The 17,604-nt window shown below is 70.0% G+C and carries 16 protein-coding genes and 1 riboswitch; of the genes, 13 read left to right on the top strand and 3 right to left on the bottom strand.

Annotated features, from left to right (window positions below):
• Positions 1 to 32 precede the first annotated feature (32 nt).
• Positions 33 to 1,412, bottom strand: a complete 1,380-nt coding sequence (locus tag AB0P18_RS10660; RefSeq protein WP_363359987.1) for an MFS transporter — start codon at positions 1,410 to 1,412, stop codon at positions 33 to 35.
• Between the two features lie 114 nt (positions 1,413 to 1,526).
• On the opposite strand from AB0P18_RS10660, the gene AB0P18_RS10655 reads away from it, so the two are divergent.
• From AB0P18_RS10655 to AB0P18_RS10605, 11 genes are all read left to right on the top strand, one after another.
• The gene (locus tag AB0P18_RS10655; protein ID WP_363359986.1) at positions 1,527 to 3,071 is read left to right on the top strand and encodes a fumarylacetoacetate hydrolase family protein; all 1,545 of its coding nucleotides are present in this window, start codon (positions 1,527 to 1,529) and stop codon (positions 3,069 to 3,071) included.
• On the top strand, positions 3,053 to 3,769 hold the full coding sequence (locus tag AB0P18_RS10650; protein ID WP_363359985.1) for a GntR family transcriptional regulator: 717 nt from the start codon (positions 3,053 to 3,055) through the stop codon (positions 3,767 to 3,769). Before AB0P18_RS10655 ends, AB0P18_RS10650 begins: the two co-directional genes overlap by 19 nt.
• A 23-nt stretch (positions 3,770 to 3,792) precedes the next feature.
• Positions 3,793 to 5,316 (top strand): 5-carboxymethyl-2-hydroxymuconate semialdehyde dehydrogenase, encoded by a 1,524-nt coding sequence (gene hpaE / locus AB0P18_RS10645; protein WP_363359984.1) that lies wholly within the window; start codon positions 3,793 to 3,795, stop codon positions 5,314 to 5,316.
• Between the two features lie 84 nt (positions 5,317 to 5,400).
• Entirely contained in the window at positions 5,401 to 6,555 is a 1,155-nt protein-coding gene (gene hpaD / locus AB0P18_RS10640) for a 3,4-dihydroxyphenylacetate 2,3-dioxygenase (RefSeq protein ID WP_363359983.1), read from the top strand.
• A 104-nt stretch (positions 6,556 to 6,659) separates the two neighbouring features.
• Positions 6,660 to 7,445 carry a fumarylacetoacetate hydrolase family protein gene (locus AB0P18_RS10635; protein ID WP_363359982.1) on the top strand — a complete coding sequence of 262 codons (786 nt, stop codon included), beginning with the start codon at positions 6,660 to 6,662 and terminating at the stop codon, positions 7,443 to 7,445.
• Positions 7,430 to 8,233, top strand: coding sequence for an HpcH/HpaI aldolase/citrate lyase family protein (locus AB0P18_RS10630; protein WP_363359981.1), 804 nt, complete (start codon positions 7,430 to 7,432; stop codon positions 8,231 to 8,233). The genes AB0P18_RS10635 and AB0P18_RS10630 overlap by 16 nt, the downstream gene beginning before the upstream one ends.
• 86 nt (positions 8,234 to 8,319) lie before the next feature.
• Positions 8,320 to 9,117, top strand: coding sequence for a transglutaminase-like domain-containing protein (locus AB0P18_RS10625; protein WP_344052201.1), 798 nt, complete (start codon positions 8,320 to 8,322; stop codon positions 9,115 to 9,117).
• Positions 9,118 to 9,162: 45 nt separating this feature from the next.
• Positions 9,163 to 9,726 carry a hypothetical protein gene (locus AB0P18_RS10620; RefSeq protein WP_344052199.1) on the top strand — a complete coding sequence of 188 codons (564 nt, stop codon included), beginning with the start codon at positions 9,163 to 9,165 and terminating at the stop codon, positions 9,724 to 9,726.
• 153 nt (positions 9,727 to 9,879) lie between these two features.
• On the top strand, positions 9,880 to 10,734 hold the full coding sequence (locus AB0P18_RS10615; protein WP_344052197.1) for an ABC transporter substrate-binding protein: 855 nt from the start codon (positions 9,880 to 9,882) through the stop codon (positions 10,732 to 10,734).
• Positions 10,735 to 10,786: 52 nt separating this feature from the next.
• Positions 10,787 to 11,632: an amino acid ABC transporter permease gene (locus AB0P18_RS10610; RefSeq protein WP_344052195.1), complete on the top strand. Its 846-nt coding sequence runs from the start codon at positions 10,787 to 10,789 to the stop codon at positions 11,630 to 11,632.
• On the top strand, positions 11,629 to 12,363 hold the full coding sequence (locus AB0P18_RS10605) for an amino acid ABC transporter ATP-binding protein (RefSeq protein WP_344052193.1): 735 nt from the start codon (positions 11,629 to 11,631) through the stop codon (positions 12,361 to 12,363). Before AB0P18_RS10610 ends, AB0P18_RS10605 begins: the two co-directional genes overlap by 4 nt.
• Positions 12,364 to 12,577: 214 nt before the next feature.
• Here AB0P18_RS10605 and AB0P18_RS10600 read toward each other — a convergent pair whose 3' ends face one another.
• Positions 12,578 to 13,459, bottom strand: a complete 882-nt coding sequence (locus AB0P18_RS10600; RefSeq protein WP_363359980.1) for a bifunctional methylenetetrahydrofolate dehydrogenase/methenyltetrahydrofolate cyclohydrolase — start codon at positions 13,457 to 13,459, stop codon at positions 12,578 to 12,580.
• Between the two features lie 3 nt (positions 13,460 to 13,462).
• The gene (gene glyA / locus AB0P18_RS10595; protein WP_344052190.1) at positions 13,463 to 14,737 is read right to left on the bottom strand and encodes a serine hydroxymethyltransferase; all 1,275 of its coding nucleotides are present in this window, start codon (positions 14,735 to 14,737) and stop codon (positions 13,463 to 13,465) included.
• Between the two features lie 39 nt (positions 14,738 to 14,776).
• A riboswitch (ZMP/ZTP riboswitch) is annotated at positions 14,777 to 14,860 on the bottom strand.
• A gap of 68 nt (positions 14,861 to 14,928) precedes the next feature.
• On the opposite strand from glyA, the gene AB0P18_RS10590 reads away from it, so the two are divergent.
• Both AB0P18_RS10590 and nagA read left to right on the top strand, forming a co-directional pair.
• A complete protein-coding gene (locus tag AB0P18_RS10590; RefSeq protein ID WP_363359979.1) occupies positions 14,929 to 16,437 on the top strand; it encodes a family 20 glycosylhydrolase in 1,509 nt (502 codons plus the stop codon).
• Positions 16,434 to 17,579, top strand: coding sequence for an N-acetylglucosamine-6-phosphate deacetylase (nagA, locus tag AB0P18_RS10585; protein WP_363359978.1), 1,146 nt, complete (start codon positions 16,434 to 16,436; stop codon positions 17,577 to 17,579). Before AB0P18_RS10590 ends, nagA begins: the two co-directional genes overlap by 4 nt.
• The last annotated feature ends 25 nt before the right edge of the window (positions 17,580 to 17,604 follow it).

Genomic DNA, 17,604 nt, shown 5'->3' with positions numbered 1-17,604 from the left:
ACCGATCGGCACGGGGCTCAGGAGGATGCACGTCAGGCGCGCGCGAGACCGCGGATCGGGCTGACCGACTGTTCGTCCTCGTGGTCGGGTCCGAGCGGGATGCCGGACCGGTCGCGCAGCAGAAGCGTCGCGATCAGGCCGATCACCGTCATGCCCGCGAGGTACCACGTGACCGACATCGTCGATCCGGTCGCCTGCACGAGTGCGGTCGCGATCGTGGGCGCGAAGGCGCCACCCAGGATCGCGCCGATCGCGTACGAGATCGACACTCCCGAGAAGCGGATGGATGCCGGGAACAGCTCGGAGTACAGCGCCGCCTGCGGGCCGTACGTGAAGCCCAGGCCGATCGTGAGGATCGCGAGGCCCGCGAACAGCAGGCCGATGTCTCCGGTGTTCACGAGCGGGAAGAGCGTGAAGACACCGACCAGCTGCAGGATCCACCCGATGATGTACGTCGTGCGGCGACCGATGCGGTCCGAGATGAAGCCGGCGGCCAGCGTGGACAGCAGCCAGGTGATCGCGGACCCTGCGACCGCCCACAGCACCGGACCCCGCTCGAGCGCGAGCGGACCGTCGGGGTTGGTCGCGTATCCCTGGATGTACCCGCCCGTGGTCATGTAGCCCACGGCGTTGTTGCCTGCGAACACGAGCGCGGCGATGATCACGAGCAGCAGGTGCTTGCGGAAGAGCGTGATGATCGGCATCTTGGCCTTCTCCTTGCGCTCGGCGAGCTCGGCGAAGACCGGGCTCTCCTCCACGCGCCGGCGGACGTAGTACCCGACGAGGATCAGGACGACGCTGAGCAGGAACGGCACGCGCCAGCCCCACTCCAGGAACGCGTCGCCGGGGGCGATCATCGCCATGAGCGCCATGACACCCGAGGCCAGCAGGAGTCCCAGCGGAACGCCGATCTGCGGCGACGCGCCGAACGCGCCGCGGCGCGTGCGCGGAGCGTGCTCGACGGCCATGAGCACCGCACCGCCCCACTCGCCACCGGCGGAGATGCCCTGGAGGATGCGGAGCAGGACGAGCAGGATGGGCGCGGCGATGCCGATCGCCTCGTACGTGGGGAGCACGCCGATGAGCGCGGTGGCGGCGCCCATCAGGATCAGGGTCCACATCAGCACCACCTTGCGGCCGTACTTGTCGCCGAAGTGGCCGGCGAGGAAGGCGCCGAGGGGGCGGAAGAGGAAGCTCACGCCCACCGTGGCGAAGGCGACGATCGCACTGTTCGCGCCGAGCGGCGCGAAGAAGAGCTGGCCGAAGACGAGCCCGACCGCCGTGGCGTAGATGAAGAAGTCGTACCACTCGACGGTGGTGCCGACGACGGTCGCGAAGACCACGCGGCGGCGGTCCGCGGCGGTGGCGATGGTGCCGGTCGGGGTGAAACCGTCCGGGGTGCGTGTGGACATATGTGACTCCAGTGTCGATCGACTGCGCTGTCTGGCATCTCGTCGAGAACGAGCTTGCCGGGGGCGCAGCCGATCATATACGATTTCACATACGACGCAAGGGCGAGGGAGCTCATGACACTTTCAACGGATGCCGCACCCCACGGTTTCGGCGCGCTGCCGGCCCGGCCGGGCAAGATCATCGCGATCCACCTGAGCTACGCGTCCCGTGCCGACCAGCGCGGCCGACGACCCGCCGCCCCCTCCTACTTCTTCAAGCCGTCGAGCTCCGTGGCGGCATCCGGACGGACGATCGAGCGCCCGGCCGGAACCGAGCTCCTCGCGTTCGAGGGCGAGATCGCGCTCGTGATCGGCACGCCCGCCCGCCGGGTCCCGCTCGCCGACGCCTGGGACCACGTCGCCTGGGTCACCGCATCGAACGACTTCGGCCTGTACGACCTGCGGGCGAACGACAAGGGTTCGAACGTGCGGTCCAAGGGCGGCGACGGCTTCACCCCGATCGGCCCGGCGCTGCTCGACGCCCGCACCGTGGATCCGGCCGACCTGCAGCTGCGGACCTGGGTCAACGGCGAGCTCGCGCAGGACGACACGACCGCGGGCCTGATCTTCCCGCTCCCGCAGCTCGTCGCGGACCTGTCGCAGCACTTCACGCTGGAGAGCGGCGACGTGATCCTCACCGGAACGCCGGCCGGCTCCTCCGTCGTCGTCCCGGGCGACGTCGTCGAGGTGGAGGTGTCCGGTTCCGGATCGAGCACCGGGCGCCTGCGCACCACGGTGACCCAGGGCGCGGCATCCTTCGATCCGGCGCTGGGGTCCCTTCCCGCCGTCGACGATCTGCAGCGCGCCGAGGCGTGGGGCTCCCCCGAAGCCGCCGGGCTCTCCGGATCAGGAGTTCCGGCCGACACAGGCGCATCCGCGACTGCCGAGCCTGCCTCCGCCGAAACGCCTGTTCCGGCGGGAACGGGCGTGACCCCGGACCTGCGCGAGAAGCTCCTGCGCGTGCCCGTCGCCGGACTCTCGGCCCAGCTGCGCAAGCGCGGGCTGAACAACGTCACGATCGACGGGGTGCGGCCGATGCACCCCGGCACCAAGATCGTCGGCACCGCCAAGACCCTGCGCTTCGTCCCCGGCCGCGAGGACCTGTTCCAGAGCCACGGCGGCGGCTACAACGCGCAGAAGCGTGCGTTCGACGCCGTCGGCGAGGGTGAGGTCATCGTGATCGAGGCGCGCGGCGAGACCGGTTCCGGAACCCTCGGCGACGTCCTCGCCCTGCGCGCGCAGGCCCGGGGCGCCGCGGGAATCGTCACCGACGGCGGGGTGCGCGACTACGACACGGTCGCCGAGGTCGGCATCCCCGTCTTCTCCGCCGGACCCCACCCGGCCGTCCTCGGACGCAAGCACGTCCCGTGGGAGCACGATGTCACGATCGGATGCGGCGGCACGACCGTCCAGCCGGGCGACATCATCGTGGGCGACGGCGACGGCGTCATCGTGATCCCGCCGGCCCTCGCCGACGAGGTCGTCGACGCGGCGCTGGCACAGGAGGACGAGGACGCCTACGTCGCCCAACAGGTCCGCGCCGGTCACCCCGTCGACGGACTGTTCCCGATGAACGCCGAGTGGAGAGCGAGGTACGACGCATGGCGCCGGAAGAACTGACGACGATGGGTGCCGCCGGCGTGGGTGCTGCGCAGAGCAAGTCGCAGCGCGCCTACCGCTTCATCAAAGGCCGCATCGCGAATCAGGACTTCACCCCCGGATACCGGCTCGTGCTGGGCTCGATCGCGAAAGAGCTCGACATGAGCGTCGTGCCCGTGCGCGAGGCGATCCGGCAGCTCGAAGCCGAGGGGCTCGTGACGTTCGAGCGCAACGTCGGCGCGCACGTGTCGATGGTCGACGACGCTTCGTATCGGTTCAGCATGCAGACCCTGAGCTTCCTCGAGGGCACGGCCACTGCTCTGGCCGCACGCCGGCTGAGCGCAGACGATCTCCGCCGCGCGCGACAGGTCAACGACCTCATGGTCGAGACGCTGGACCACTTCGATCCTCGATCGTTCACCGCGCTCAATCACGAGTTCCACGCGATCCTGTTCGCACCGTGCGCCAACCCGCGCCTGCTCGAACTCGTGAACGCCGAATGGGCACGGCTGGGCAATCTCCGCGACTCGACCTTCAGTTTCGTGCCCGGGCGCGCCGCCGAGTCGGTGCGGGAGCACGCCGAGATCGTGACTCTCATCGAGCAGGGCGCCCCGCTCGGCGAGATCGAGATGACCGCGCGACGCCACCGCTCGGCCACCCTCGACGCGTACTTGACGCACGAACATCCCGACGAGGCCCTCGGCCTCCCCAACTTCTGACCCTCCGAACCACAGGGAGCACCATGACCGACACCGCCACAGCACCCGCGACCCATCGCGTGCCCGAGGGCCTGCCCGCCCGCATCCAGCACTACATCGACGGCGCGTTCGTCGACTCGCAGGACGGCGACACCTTCGACGTGCTCGACCCCGTCACGAACGAGACGTACGTGCAGGCGGCCGCCGGCAAGAAGGCCGACATAGACCTGGCGGTCGCCGCCGCGCGGCGTGCGTTCACCGAAGGCCCGTGGCCGCGGATGCTCCCGCGCGAGCGCTCGCGCGTGCTGCACCGGATCGCCGATATCGTCGAGTCGCGCGATGCCCGCCTGGCCGAACTCGAGTCGTACGACTCGGGCCTGCCGATCACGCAGGCCCTCGGGCAGGCGCGGCGCGCCGCCGAGAACTTCCGGTTCTTCGCCGACCTGATCGTCGCGCAGGCCGACGACGCCTACAAGGTGCCGGGCAAGCAGCTGAACTACGTCAACCGCAAGCCGATCGGCGTCGCCGGGCTCATCACGCCGTGGAACACCCCGTTCATGCTCGAGTCGTGGAAGCTCGGCCCAGCGCTGGCGACCGGGAACACCGTCGTGCTGAAGCCCGCCGAGTTCACGCCCCTCTCCGCCTCCTTGTGGGCCGGGATCTTCGAGGAGGCGGGGCTTCCGAAGGGCGTCTTCAACCTCGTGAACGGACTCGGCGAGGATGCCGGAGACGCGCTGGTGAAGCACCCCGACGTGCCCCTCATCTCGTTCACGGGCGAGAGTTCGACCGGGAAGCTCATCTTCGGCAACGCCGCACCGTACCTCAAAGGTCTGTCCATGGAGCTCGGCGGCAAGTCCCCCGCGATCGTGTTCGCGGATGCCGACCTCGACGCCGCGATCGACGCGACGATCTTCGGGGTGTTCTCCCTCAACGGCGAGCGCTGCACCGCCGGGAGCCGCATCCTGGTCCAACGTGACGTGTACGACGATTTCGTGGAGCGCTACGCCGCGCAGGCGTCGCGCGTGAAGGTCGGCTATCCGCACGACCCCGCCACCGAAGTCGGCGCGCTCGTGCACCCCGAGCACTACGCGAAGGTCATGTCCTACGTCGAGATCGGCAAGACCGAGGGGCGCCTGGTCGCCGGCGGTGGCCGCCCCGAGGGTTTCGAGACCGGGAACTTCGTCTCGCCCACCGTGTTCGCCGACGTCGCACCCGATGCGCGGATCTTCCAGGAGGAGATCTTCGGCCCCGTCGTCGCCATCACGCCGTTCGACACCGAAGAAGAGGCGCTGGCCCTCGCGAACAACACGAAGTACGGGCTCGCCGCGTACCTCTGGACGAGCGACCTGCGCCGCGCGCACAACTTCGCCCAGGCGATCGAGGCAGGCATGGTGTGGCTGAACTCCAACAACGTCCGGGACCTCCGCACCCCGTTCGGCGGCGTCAAGGCGTCCGGTCTCGGACACGAGGGCGGCTACCGCTCGATCGACTTCTACACCGACCAGCAGGCCGTGCACATCACGCTCGGCGAGCCCCACAACCCCACGTTCGGCAAGTACCCCGGCTGAGTGTCCAAGACGCGCCGTGAAGCCGCCCGCACTCACGGCGAGTCTTGGACACTCGACCACCAAAGAGCAAGGACGCCCACTGACATGAACACCGCAAAGACCCTGACCTCCTCCGGCTTCTTCGTCTCGCAGGAGGCGCCGATCCACTCCGACAACCCGATCCCGACGCCGTCCGCGCCCGCGCCCGACATCCTGCGGTGCGCGTACATGGAGCTCGTCGTCACCGACCTGGCGGCATCCCGCGTCTTCTACGTCGACGTGCTGGGCCTGTACGTCACGGAGGAGGACGACAGCGAGATCTACCTGCGTTCGACCGAGGAGTTCATCCACCACAACCTGGTCCTGCGCCAGGGGCCGGTTGCCGCGGTCGCGGCGTTCTCGTACCGCGTGCGCACGCCCGCGGACCTCGACCGCGCCGTCGCGTTCTACGAAGAGCTCGGATGCCGCGTCGAACGTCGCGCGGAGGGCTTCGTCAAGGGCATCGGGGATGCGGTGCGGGTGACCGACCCGCTCGGCTTCCCGTACGAGTTCTTCTTCCAGACCGAGCACGTCGAGCGCCTGTCGTGGCGCTACGACCTGCACACCCCCGGAGAGCTCGTGCGCCTGGACCACTTCAACCAGGTGACCCCCGACGTGCCGCGGGCGGTGAACTTCATGCAGTCGCTCGGATTCCGGGTGACGGAGGACATCCAGGACGACGAGGGCACCGTCTACGCCGCGTGGATGCGTCGCAAGCCCACCGTGCACGACACCGCGATGACCGGGGGCGACGGCCCGCGGATGCACCACGTCGCGTTCGCCACGCACGAGAAGCACAACATCCTCGCGATCTGCGACAAGCTCGGCGCGCTCCGGCGCTCGGACGCGATCGAGCGCGGCCCGGGCCGACACGGGGTCTCTAACGCGTTCTACCTGTACCTCCGCGACCCCGACGGGCACCGCGTGGAGATCTACACGCAGGACTACTACACCGGCGACCCCGACAACCCGGTGATCACGTGGGACGTGCACGACAACCAGCGCCGCGACTGGTGGGGCAACCCCGTCGTGCCTTCCTGGTACACCGAGGCCTCGCTCGTGCTCGACCTCGACGGCAATCCGCAGCCGGTGGTCGCCCGCACCGATGACTCCGAGATGGCCGTCACGATCGGTGCCGACGGCTTCTCGTACACGCGCCCGGGCGAGGACTCGATGCCGGAGTACAAGCAGGGCGAGTACAAGCTCGGCCACCAGCTGTAGCCCGCGCCCGTGTCAAAGCGCGGGGGCGAATCGACCGGATCGCCCCCTCAGGGGCCCTGAATGCCGATTCGTCCCCAGGCTTTCACCGAGACGAAGGAGAACCGATGCTGACACCCGAGCAGATCGCGCGGATCGCGGAGGAGCTCGCCGAAGCCGACCGCACGCACGAGCTCATCCCGCGCATCACCGCGCGCCACCCGGACGCGACCGTCGAGGACTCGTACGCGATCCAGGGGGTCTGGCGCGACCGCATGATCGCGTCGGGTCGCCTGCTCGTCGGCCGCAAGATCGGGCTGACCTCCAGGGCCATGCAGCAGGCGACCGGGATCACCGAGCCCGACTACGGTGTCATGTTCGACGACACCGTCTACCGCACGGGCGACGACATCCCCGTCGAGCGCTTCTCGAACGTCCGCGTCGAGGTCGAGCTCGCGTTCGTCCTGAAGCACCCGCTGGAAGGCCCGGACTGCACGCTCGAGGATGCCCTGGCCGCGATCGACTACGCGGTGCCGGCGCTGGAGATCCTCAACTCCCACATCGAGCTCGAGGGCCGGACCATCGTCGACACGATCTCAGACAACGCCGCCTACGGCGCGATGGTGCTCGGCGATGTGCGCAAGCGCCCGGACGAGATCGACCTGCGCTGGGTCCCCGGTGTGCTCAGCCGCAACGGCGAGGTCGAGGAGACCGGTGTCGCCGCCGGCGTCCTCGGGCACCCCGCCACCGGCGTCGCGTGGCTCGCGAACAAGTTCCACCAGCACGGTGCGCGACTGGAGACCGGCGAGATCATCCTCGCCGGATCCTTCACCCGCCCGATGTGGGTGCAGCGGGGCGATAGCGTCAGGTGCGACTTCGCCGAGATGGGAGTGATCGAATGCCGTTTCGTGTGAGCCCGACCTTCCGCGACGCTCTGGCGGCGGCATCCCGTCCCCTCGCCGGCATCTGGGTGTGCTCCGGCTCGCCGCTCGTCGCCGAGATCTGCGCCGGATCCGGGATGGACTGGACGCTCATCGACATGGAGCACTCCCCCAACGGGCTCGAATCGGTCCTCGCGCAGCTCCAGGCCGTCGCGGCGTACCCGATCACGCCCGTCGTGCGGGTGCCGATCGGCGACGTCTCCACGATCAAGCAGGTGCTCGACCTCGGCGCGCAGAACATCCTGGTGCCGATGGTGTCGACGGTGGCGGATGCCGAGCAGGCGGTCTCCGCCGTGCGCTATCCCCCGCGCGGCACGAGGGGCGTGGGCTCCGCCCTCGCTCGGTCGGCGCGCTGGAACCGGGTCGACGGGTATCTCGAGGACGCCGACGCGCACGTCTCGCTGTTCGTGCAGATCGAGACGTCCGCGGGAGTGGATGCCGCCGCTGGGATCGCCGCGGTCGACGGGGTGGACGGCGTCTTCGTGGGGCCGTCCGATCTCGCCGCGTCGATGGGGCGGCTCGGGCAGCAGACGCATCCCGATGTCCGCGCGGCCGTGCTGCGGACCTTCGAGGCGGTCCGTTCCGCCGGCAAGCCGGTCGGTGTGAACGCGTTCGACCCCGACATCGCGGACGCGTACCTGGCCGCGGGCGCGTCCTTCGTCCTGGTGGGCGCCGACGTGTCGCTCCTCGCGCGCGGCTCGGAGGCCCTCGCTGCCCGGTTCATCCCCGACGACCCGGCGCCCACCCGCTCCTCTTACTGAGCGCACGCCGCTTTCGCGCGGCACACGTCACTGTCAAGCCCGCGTCCGGAAATGCGCCGGACATCGGAGCGTGCCACCCTGGGGTCATGAAGAGAGACGTCGCCGCCCGCATCGAGCTGGATGTCACCGAGCCCGCCGAACTCGTGTTCTCGATGGCGGTGAGCGGGCACCACACGCCGACGACCGAGCACGTCTCCTTCACGCTCGACGGGGAGCCGCTCACTTTCGAGCAGATCCCGGACGCCCACGGCACGCGCCTGCACACCGTGACCTCCCCTGTCGGCCGCCTGGTCGCCTCGTACGACGCGTCGATCGAGGGCGAGGCGGCGGGCACCGTCGCGAACGCGACCGATCTCATCGTCTACCGTCGGCCGAGCCGCTACGCCGAGTCCGACGCGCTGGGTCCGACCGCGTTCGCCGAGTTCGGGACGATCACCGACCCCGCCGAGCTTCTGGCCGCCGTCTCGTCCTGGGTCGGCACGCACCTGTCGTACGTGAGCGGCTCGAGCCTTCCGACCGACGGCGCGATCCGCACCCTGCTCGCCCGTCAGGGCGTGTGCCGCGACTACGCGCACCTGACCGTGGCGCTCCTGCGCGCGCTGAACGTCCCCGCGCGGCTGGTCTCGGTCTACGCGCCCGGTCTGTCGCCGATGGATTTCCACGCGGTCGCCGAGGCGTGGGTGGAGGGGGCGTGGTGCGTCGTGGATGCGACCACGCTCGCCCCGCGGTCCACGCTCGTGCGCATCGCGACGGGCCGGGATGCCGCCGACTCGGCGTTCCTGACGACGGTCTCGGGTCGGATCACCCTGGTCGACATGCAGGTCACCGCTGTGGTCGACCAGCTCCCGGGCGACGATCTGGACCAGCTCGTCCGGATGCACTGACCTCCGCGGTGGCGCGTGCCGCGCGCGCGTGGCAACGTAGCGGGCATGAAGAAGTGGGTCGTCCGGTTCCTGTCGCTTCTGGTCTTCACCGTGCTCGTGCTGCTGATCATCGGCTGGTTCACCCCGGCGCGCGTCGGCTGGGCGGCGCTCTGGGCCGGTGTGATCCTCACCGCACTGACGATCTGGATCAAGCCTCTCATCCACGGCCTGTTCCAGAAGATGGCGTCGCGCTCGGCCGGCCAGCGCACGAAGATCGGCGAGAAGGTCGTACAGGGCGTCCTGGTGTTCCTCGTCGCGCTGATCGTCTGGGTGATCACGGTGCTGCTGTCCAGCGTGAGCGTCGGCGGCTGGTTCTGGGGCTACGTGCTGCCGCCGATCATCATCCTGATCGGATGGGCGATCTACGACGCGGTCGATGACCGGGTCGAAGCCCACGCGGGCGCGCTCTACGACCGCGCGACCGGCAAGCCGGGGCAATCGGATGCCGCGGGTTCGGCATCCGCCACGGGCTCGCTCAGCGCGAGCGAGTCCGCAGCCGCGCGGAGTGAACTGCACGACGGCCTGACTGAGGAGCAGCGGCGCATGCTGGACGAGCTCGGCAAGAGCTGAGCAGGCCCGGCGCGGCGGTTGCGGCATCCGGATGTGAAGAACTCGTAACAGAGCGACTCCGGACGCGGCCCGCGCGCGTGACGCCGGTCATGATGGAAGCTGCGGCCGCGCCGACAGCACGAGCGCGCCGCATCCCGAACTCCGGAGGCACCCATGTCGCGTCGTCACACGTCCCTGCGAGCCGCCCTGGCCGGCATCGCCCTCACCGCCCTCGCCCTCACCGGCTGCGCCGCGAGTGGTACGCCGTCGGGCGAGGAGACCACGGCGTCGGCCGACGAGGGGTACATCACCCCCGGCAAGCTCACGATCGCCACCGGAGACATCGCGTACGAGCCCTACGTTGTGAACGACGACCCCGCCTCCGGGGAGGGTTTCGAAGCGGCGATCGCGTACGCGATCGCCGATGAGCTCGGCTTCGCGCCCGAAGACGTCGAGTGGGTGCGCACGAGCTTCGAGGCCGCGATCGCGCCGGGACCGAAGAACTTCGACTTCAACATCCAGCAGTACACGATCACCGACGAGCGCAAGCAGGCGGTCGACTTCTCCTCGCCCTACTACTCGGCCAGCCAGGCGGTCGTCGCGATCAACGGCGGCGCGGCCGACGGCGTGGACACGATCGACGGGCTCAAGGGCCTCACCCTCGGTGCGATGGCGGGCTCCACGAGCGCGCAGACGATCGAGGAGGTCATCCAGCCGGACGTGGACCCGCTTCTGTACGCCTCGAACGAGGATGCCGTCGCCGCTTTCAACGCCGGGCAGTTCGACGCGTTCGTGATCGACCTGCCGACCGCGTACCTCGCGACCGCGCTCTACATCGACAACTCCTACATCGTGGGCGAACTGCCCGCGGGCGGGGTCGCCGACGAATGGGGAGTCGTGCTGGCGAAGGACTCGCCGCTCACGGAGCGCGTCTCGGCAGCGATCGACACCCTCCGCGACAACGGGACGCTCGCCGAGATCACCGACGAGTGGCTGGGCGCAGGCCAGGGCGTCACGCTGCTGCAGTGAGGCCCGGGGCTCCCGTGAGTCCGGTGCGCGCCGCGGCGTGTACCGTCGTGCCGTGACCTCCCACACCCCGAGCGCGCTCGAGCTCGAACGCCGGGCCTTCCGCGCGCGCCAGTCGCAGCGCTCGGTGCTGATCGCGGTCGCCTCGACGATCGCGTTCGCGGTCATCGTGTGGGTCACAGTCATCCAGACACCGGGGTGGGCCGCCGTCCAGCAGGCGTTCTTCAACCCGACGATCGCGTGGGAATCGCTCCCGCGGGTCTGGGAGGGGTTCCTCGTGAACCTCCAGGTGCTCGGGCTGTCGCTGATCACCGTGTCGATCGTCGCGCTGCTGATCGCGGTGCTGCGCACGCTCCCGGGTCCGGTGTTCCTGCCGCTGCGCGCGATCGCGGCGGCGTACACCGACATCTTCCGCGGACTGCCGTTCATCATCGTCCTGTATGTCGTCGGATTCGGCATCCCGACCCTGACCAACACGCGGATCCCGCTGATCCTGCTCGGCACCCTGGCCGTGACGCTCACGTACTCGGCATACGTGGCCGAGGTGATCCGCGCGGGCATCGAAGCCGTGCACCCGTCTCAGCGGCTCGCGGCGCGGGCGCTCGGCCTCGGCTACACCCAGACGCTCCGCCGGGTGGTCCTCCCCCAGGCGCTGCGCAAGATCACCCCGCCCCTGATGAACGATTTCGTCGCGATGCAGAAGGACGTGGGGCTCATCTCGATCCTCGGCATCGCCGACGCCGTGCTCGCGGCCAAGATCGAAGCCTCGCAGACCTACAACTTCACGCCGTACCTCGTGGCCGGCATCCTGTTCGTGCTTCTCGCGATCCCCACGATCCGCCTCACCGACTGGTACGCCGCGCGGCTGCGGCGGCGTGAGCAGACCGGAGCGATCCTGTGACCGCGCTGCTGCGTGCCGAAGACCTCTGGAAGTCCTTCGGCGAGCGCGATGTGCTGCGCGGGGTCTCGGTGGACCTCGCCGCGCACGAGGTCGTCGCGGTGATCGGTGCGAGCGGATCGGGCAAGTCCACGCTCCTGCGGTGCCTGAGCCTGCTCGAGCCGATCGATGACGGGCGGATCACGCTCGGCGACGAGGACATCTCCGACCCCCGGGTGGACGCGAACCGCGTGCGCGCGCGCTTCGGCGTCGTGTTCCAGAGCTACAACCTGTTCCCGCACATGTCGGTGCTCGACAACGTGACGCTCGCGTCGCGCGTGGTGCACCGCGAAGCGCGGAAGGATGCCGAGACCAGGGCGCTCGCGCTGCTTGAGCGCGTGGGGTTGGGCGAGAAGGCGCGGGATCACCCCGACCGGCTTTCGGGTGGACAGCAGCAGCGCGCGGCGATCGTGCGGGCGATCGCGACGGACCCCGAGATCCTGCTGCTGGACGAGATCACGTCGGCTCTGGACCCCGAGCTGGTCGGCGAAGTGCTGGAGCTCGTCCGCGAACTCGCGCAGGACGGCACCACGATCCTGATGGCGACGCACGAGATGGCGTTCGCGCGCGACGTGGCTCACCGCGTCGTGTTCCTGGACGAAGGACGAATCCTCGAGCAGGGCCCGCCTGCCGAGGTGTTCGGCAACCCGCGCGAGGCTCGGACGCAGGAATTCCTGACGCGCTTCCGCGCCTGACCCCGCCCCGCTCAGATTCCCGCCGAGACGGTGCGTTCTCCGTCGAGATGGTGCGTTCTCCGCCGAGACGGTGGGTTTCGCGCCGAGACGGTGCCACCACTTCGGCGGAAGAACCACCACCTCGGCGAAAGAGCCACAACCTCGGCGGGAGAGCCACCACTTCGGCGGAAGGGCCACCACCTCGGCGGGAAGCGAGCGCTCGGGAAGCGAGCGGTCAGTCGAGCGAGCGCTCGGCGGCCTCCACCACGTTGGTCATCAGGAGTGCGACCGTCATCGGGCCGACCCCACCCGGATTCGGTGAGAGCCACCCCGCGACCTCGGCGACATCGGGGTGCACGTCGCCGTACACCTTGCTCTTGCCGGTCGCCGGGTCGACCTCGCGCGTCACACCGACATCCAGCACCGCGGCACCGGGCTTCACGTCCTCCGCGCGAACGATGTGCTTGACGCCGGCTGCGGCGACGATCACGTCGGCCTGACGCAGGTGCCGGCCGAGATCGACCGTGCCGGTGTGCGTGAGCGTCACGGTGGCGTTGTACTCGCGGCGGGTGAGCAGCAGCCCGATCGAGCGACCGATCGTGACGCCGCGTCCCACGACCACCACGTCCTTGCCCGCGAGGTCGTAGCCGTTGCGCACGAGCAGCTCGATCACGCCGCGGGGCGTGCACGGCAGCGGCGAGGTGATCGGGGTGTTCACGTTGAGGACGAGCCGGCCGAGGTTCGTCGGATGCAGACCGTCGGCATCCTTCGCCGGATCGATGCGTTCGAGCACCGCGTCGGTGTCGAGGTGCTTCGGCAGCGGCAGCTGGACGATGTACCCGTGACACGCGGGGTCGGCGTTCAACTCGTCGATGAGCGCCTCGACCTCGGCCTGCGTGGCGTCGGCGGGCAGTTCGCGCTGGATCGAGTTCATCCCGATCGCCTCGGACTGCCGGTGCTTCATCCCGACGTACAGCTGCGAGGCGGGATCCGCCCCGACCAGCACCGTGGCGATGCCGGGGACGACACCGCGCTCCTTCAACGCGGCCACGCGCGCGCGCAGCTCTTCGGCGATCTCGGCCGCCGCCGCGCGACCGTCGAGGGTGAGTGCGGTCACGGTCTACTGCTCGAGGCCGGGGTACAGCGGGAAGGCAGCGGTCAGCGCGGCGACGCGCGCGCGCAGCGCCTCGGTGTCGGCATCCGGCAGCAGAGCGAGCGCGATCACGTCGGCCACCTCGGTGAACTCCGCATCCCCGAAGCCACGGGTCGCGAGCGCCGGCGTGCCGATCCGCAGACCCGACGTCACCATGGGCGGGCGCGGGTCGTTCGGGACGGCGTTGCGGTTCACCGTGATGTGGATGTCGTGCAGAAGGTCTTCGGCCTGCTTGCCGTCGATCGCGGCGTCGCGGAGGTCGACGAGGACGAGGTGAACATCGGTGCCGCCCGAACGCACGGCGATGCCGGCCGCGGCGACATCCGGCTGCATGAGGCGATCGGCGAGGATCTTCGCGCCGCGCAGCGTCCGCTCCTGACGCTCGCGGAACTCCGGCGTGGCGGCGAGCTTGAACGCCGTCGCCTTCGCGGCGATCACGTGCATGAGCGGGCCACCCTGCTGACCCGGGAAGACGGCGGTGTTGAGCTTCTTCGCCAGATCGGCGTCATTGGTCAGGATGATGCCCGATCGGGGGCCGCCGATCGTCTTGTGCACCGTCGAGGAGACCACGTGCGCGTGCGGCACAGGGCTCGGGTGCACGCCACCGGCGACGAGACCGGCGAAGTGCGCCATGTCGACCCAGAGGTACGCGCCCACCTCGTCGGCGATCGCACGGAACGCGGCGAAGTCGAGCTGCCGCGGGTACGCCGACCACCCGGCGATGATGACCTTCGGCTTGTGCTCGAGCGCGAGCCGGCGCACTTCGTCCATGTCGATGACGGACGTCTCGGGGTCGACCCCGTACGCGACGATGTCGTACAGCCGACCGGAGAAGTTGATCTTCATGCCGTGCGTGAGGTGACCGCCCTGGTCCAGGGCCAGACCGAGCAGGGTGTCCCCCGGCCGGGCGATCGCGTGCAGCACGGCGGCGTTGGCCGTCGCACCCGAGTGCGGCTGGACGTTCGCGAACTCGGCGCCGAACAGCGACTTGGCGCGCTCGATCGCGAGCTCCTCGGCGACGTCGACCTCTTCGCATCCGCCGTAGTAGCGGCGCCCCGGGTAGCCCTCGGCGTACTTGTTCGTCAGGACCGAGCCCTGCGACTGCAGCACCGAGACGGGGACGAAATTCTCGGACGCGATCATCTCGAGGTAGCCGCGCTGACGCTGCAGCTCGCGGTCGAGGACCTGCGCGATCTCGGGGTCGACCTCGCTCAGCGGCGCGGTGAAGTACTGGTCGGTCATGGCGTGCTCCTTTGACGACGGCTAGGAAGGGGAACGTTCCGCATCGACCCAGGCGTACGGTCGAGTGCCGTGTCGGTCGCTCCCCGGTGGTGACCCACCTCAACGCCAGTCGCGACACGACGAGCATATCCGATCGCACGCCCGACAAGACGCCCGTGACGTCGCGGACCTATTTTGTTAGCCTCCTTTACATGATGCTCCCGCTCGTCCCGCTGCCGCTCGAGCAGCGCCTCTCCGGCAGCCCCGCCCTGCGCGTCACGACGGACCTGCGGATCACCGGCGATACGGATGCCGCCGCAGCACTCACCGCCTTCATCTCGGCCCGCACGGGCGTCGAACCCGCCGGTTCTGAAGGCGGCACCGCGGTGATCGACCTGCGCCGCGAGCCGAGCGGCACCGCCGAGTCGTATCGGATCACCGTGGACGCGGCATCCGCCCGCATCACCGCGCCCGATGCCGCCGGCCTCTTCTATGCGGTGCAGACCCTCGGTCAGCTGATCACCCGCGACGACGCCGGATTCACGATCCCGTCCGTCGAGATCGCCGACGCGCCGCGTTTCGCATACCGCGGGGTGATGCTCGACGTCGCCCGGCACTTCTTCCCCGTCGACGTCGTGCGGGATTACATCGATCGCGCAGCGAGCCTGAAGTTCAACGTCCTGCACCTGCATCTGAGCGATGACCAGGGCTGGCGCATCCACCTGGACTCGCGACCGAAGCTCACCGAGCGGGCGTCGGGAAGCGCGGTGGGAGGCGACGCCGGAGGCTTCTACTCCAAGGCCGACTACCGGCGCATCGTCGATTACGCGGCCGAGCGGCACATGATCGTCGTGCCCGAGATCGACGTGCCCGGGCACACGCACGCGGTGTCGCTCGCGTACCCCGAGTTGACCGAAGCACCGGTGCTCTCCCCGCACGTGCTCGAGATCGTCGCGTCCCACGGTGGCGCCGCACCCGTCGCCGGCGAGCCCTACACGGGCATGGCGGTGGGGTTCTCCTCGCTGCGGATCCACGACGAGGCGACGTACGACTTCCTCGCCGATGTGTTCGGCGAGCTCGCGGGGATGACCCCGGGACCCTATCTGCACATCGGCGGGGACGAGGCGCTCGGCACGGCCCCGGACGACTTCGCGACGTTCATCGCGCGCGCGACCGCGATCGTCGCGGATCTCGGCAAGACCCCGATCGCCTGGCACGAGGCGGGAGCGGCGCCCGGCATCGATCCGAGCACGGTCGGGCAGTACTGGGGGTTCCGCGTCCCGACGGACGGCATGGACGAGAAGGCCCGCACGTTCGTCCGCAACGACGCCGGACTCATCCTCTCGCCCGCCGATGCGGTGTACCTCGACATGAAGGAGACCGCGGACAGCCCCCTCGGCCTCACGTGGGCGAACGGGCCGACGAGCGTCGAGCGCGCGTACTCGTGGGATCCGGCCGAGGTGATCGACGGCGTGGGTGACGAGGACCTCCTGGGTGTCGAGGCTCCGCTGTGGACCGAGTCGATCCGCACCCCCGAGGACATCGACCGCATGGCGTTTCCCCGCCTCGCGGCCGCCGCGGAGGCGGCGTGGTCACCGCGCGAGGGCGATCTGCGCTCCTGGGAGTCGTTCCGCGTGCGCGTAGGCGGGCTCGCGCCGCTGTGGGCGGGCCTCGGGATCGCATACCACCCGTCGGTGGAGATCCCGTGGCGCAGCGAATGAGCACGATCGTGCACGGGGTGCGGCTCGTGGATGCCGGCCGCATCGTGCCCGACGCGTGGGTGCGGTTCGAGGACGGGCGTGTCACGGGAACCGGCACGGGCGACGGGTGGCGGGCGGGAGCGAGATCTGCCGACGAGATCGTCGACGGCACGGCGGCGGCCGGCGTCTACCTCACCCCCGGATTCATCGACCTGCACGGGCATGGCGGCGGCGGCGCGTCGTACGACGACGGTGCCGAAGCGATCCGCGCCGCGCGGGCCGTTCACCGCGCCCACGGGACCACCCGCGCCGTGATCTCCCTCGTGACCGCGCCCCTGGGCCACCTCGCGGCCAGAGTCGCCGTCGTCGCCGAGCTCACACGGACCGACCCCGACATCCTCGGCTCCCACCTGGAGGGTCCCTTCCTGGATCCCGCGCACAAGGGCGCCCACGACGAGTCGCTCCTGCGCACACCCGAACCGGGTGCGGTCGAAAGGCTCCTCGAGGCCGGACGCGGCACGATCCGTCAGGTCACTCTCGCCCCGGAACTGCCCGGGGCCGTGGCCGCGATCCGCGCCGTGGTCGCCGCGGGCGCCGCCGCCGCGGTCGGGCACACCGGCGCCGACCTGGAGCAGACGCGCGCGGCGTTCGACGCCGGAGCGAGCATCCTCACGCACGCGTTCAACGCGATGCCGGGCCTGCATCACCGCGATCCCGGTCCGGTCGCCGCGGCGGCCGCCGACCGGCGCGTCACGCTGGAGATCATCGCGGACGGCGTGCACCTGCATCCCGAGATCGTCCGCATCGCGTTCGCCGCCGCACCCGGCCGCGTCGCCCTCATCACGGACGCGATGGCGGCCGCCGGGCACGCCGACGGGCACTACGAACTCGGCGCGCTCGGCGTGGACGTCGAGCACGGCGTCGCCCGGCTGAGCGACGGCGGCGCGATCGCAGGGTCGACGCTGACGCAGGATGCCGCGCTGCGGTACGCGGTCGCCGCCGGCATCCCGCTGCCCGATGCCGTGCACGCCGTCACCACGGCACCGGCCCGGGCTCTCGGACGCGCGGGCGACCTCGGATCCCTCGCGGTCGGTGCGATCGCCGACGCCGTGCTCCTGTCCGAGGACCTGCGTGTGGTCCGCGTCTGGACCGCCGGCAGCTGACGCGTCGCCGCGCCCCGCAGCACCC

The sequence above is a fragment of the Microbacterium sp. NPDC064584 genome, assembly GCF_040687315.1.
Lineage (GTDB): Bacteria > Actinomycetota > Actinomycetes > Actinomycetales > Microbacteriaceae > Microbacterium > Microbacterium lacus.
Note: the sequence above shows the minus strand (reverse complement) of the source record. Positions and strands in the feature narration are given on the sequence as shown.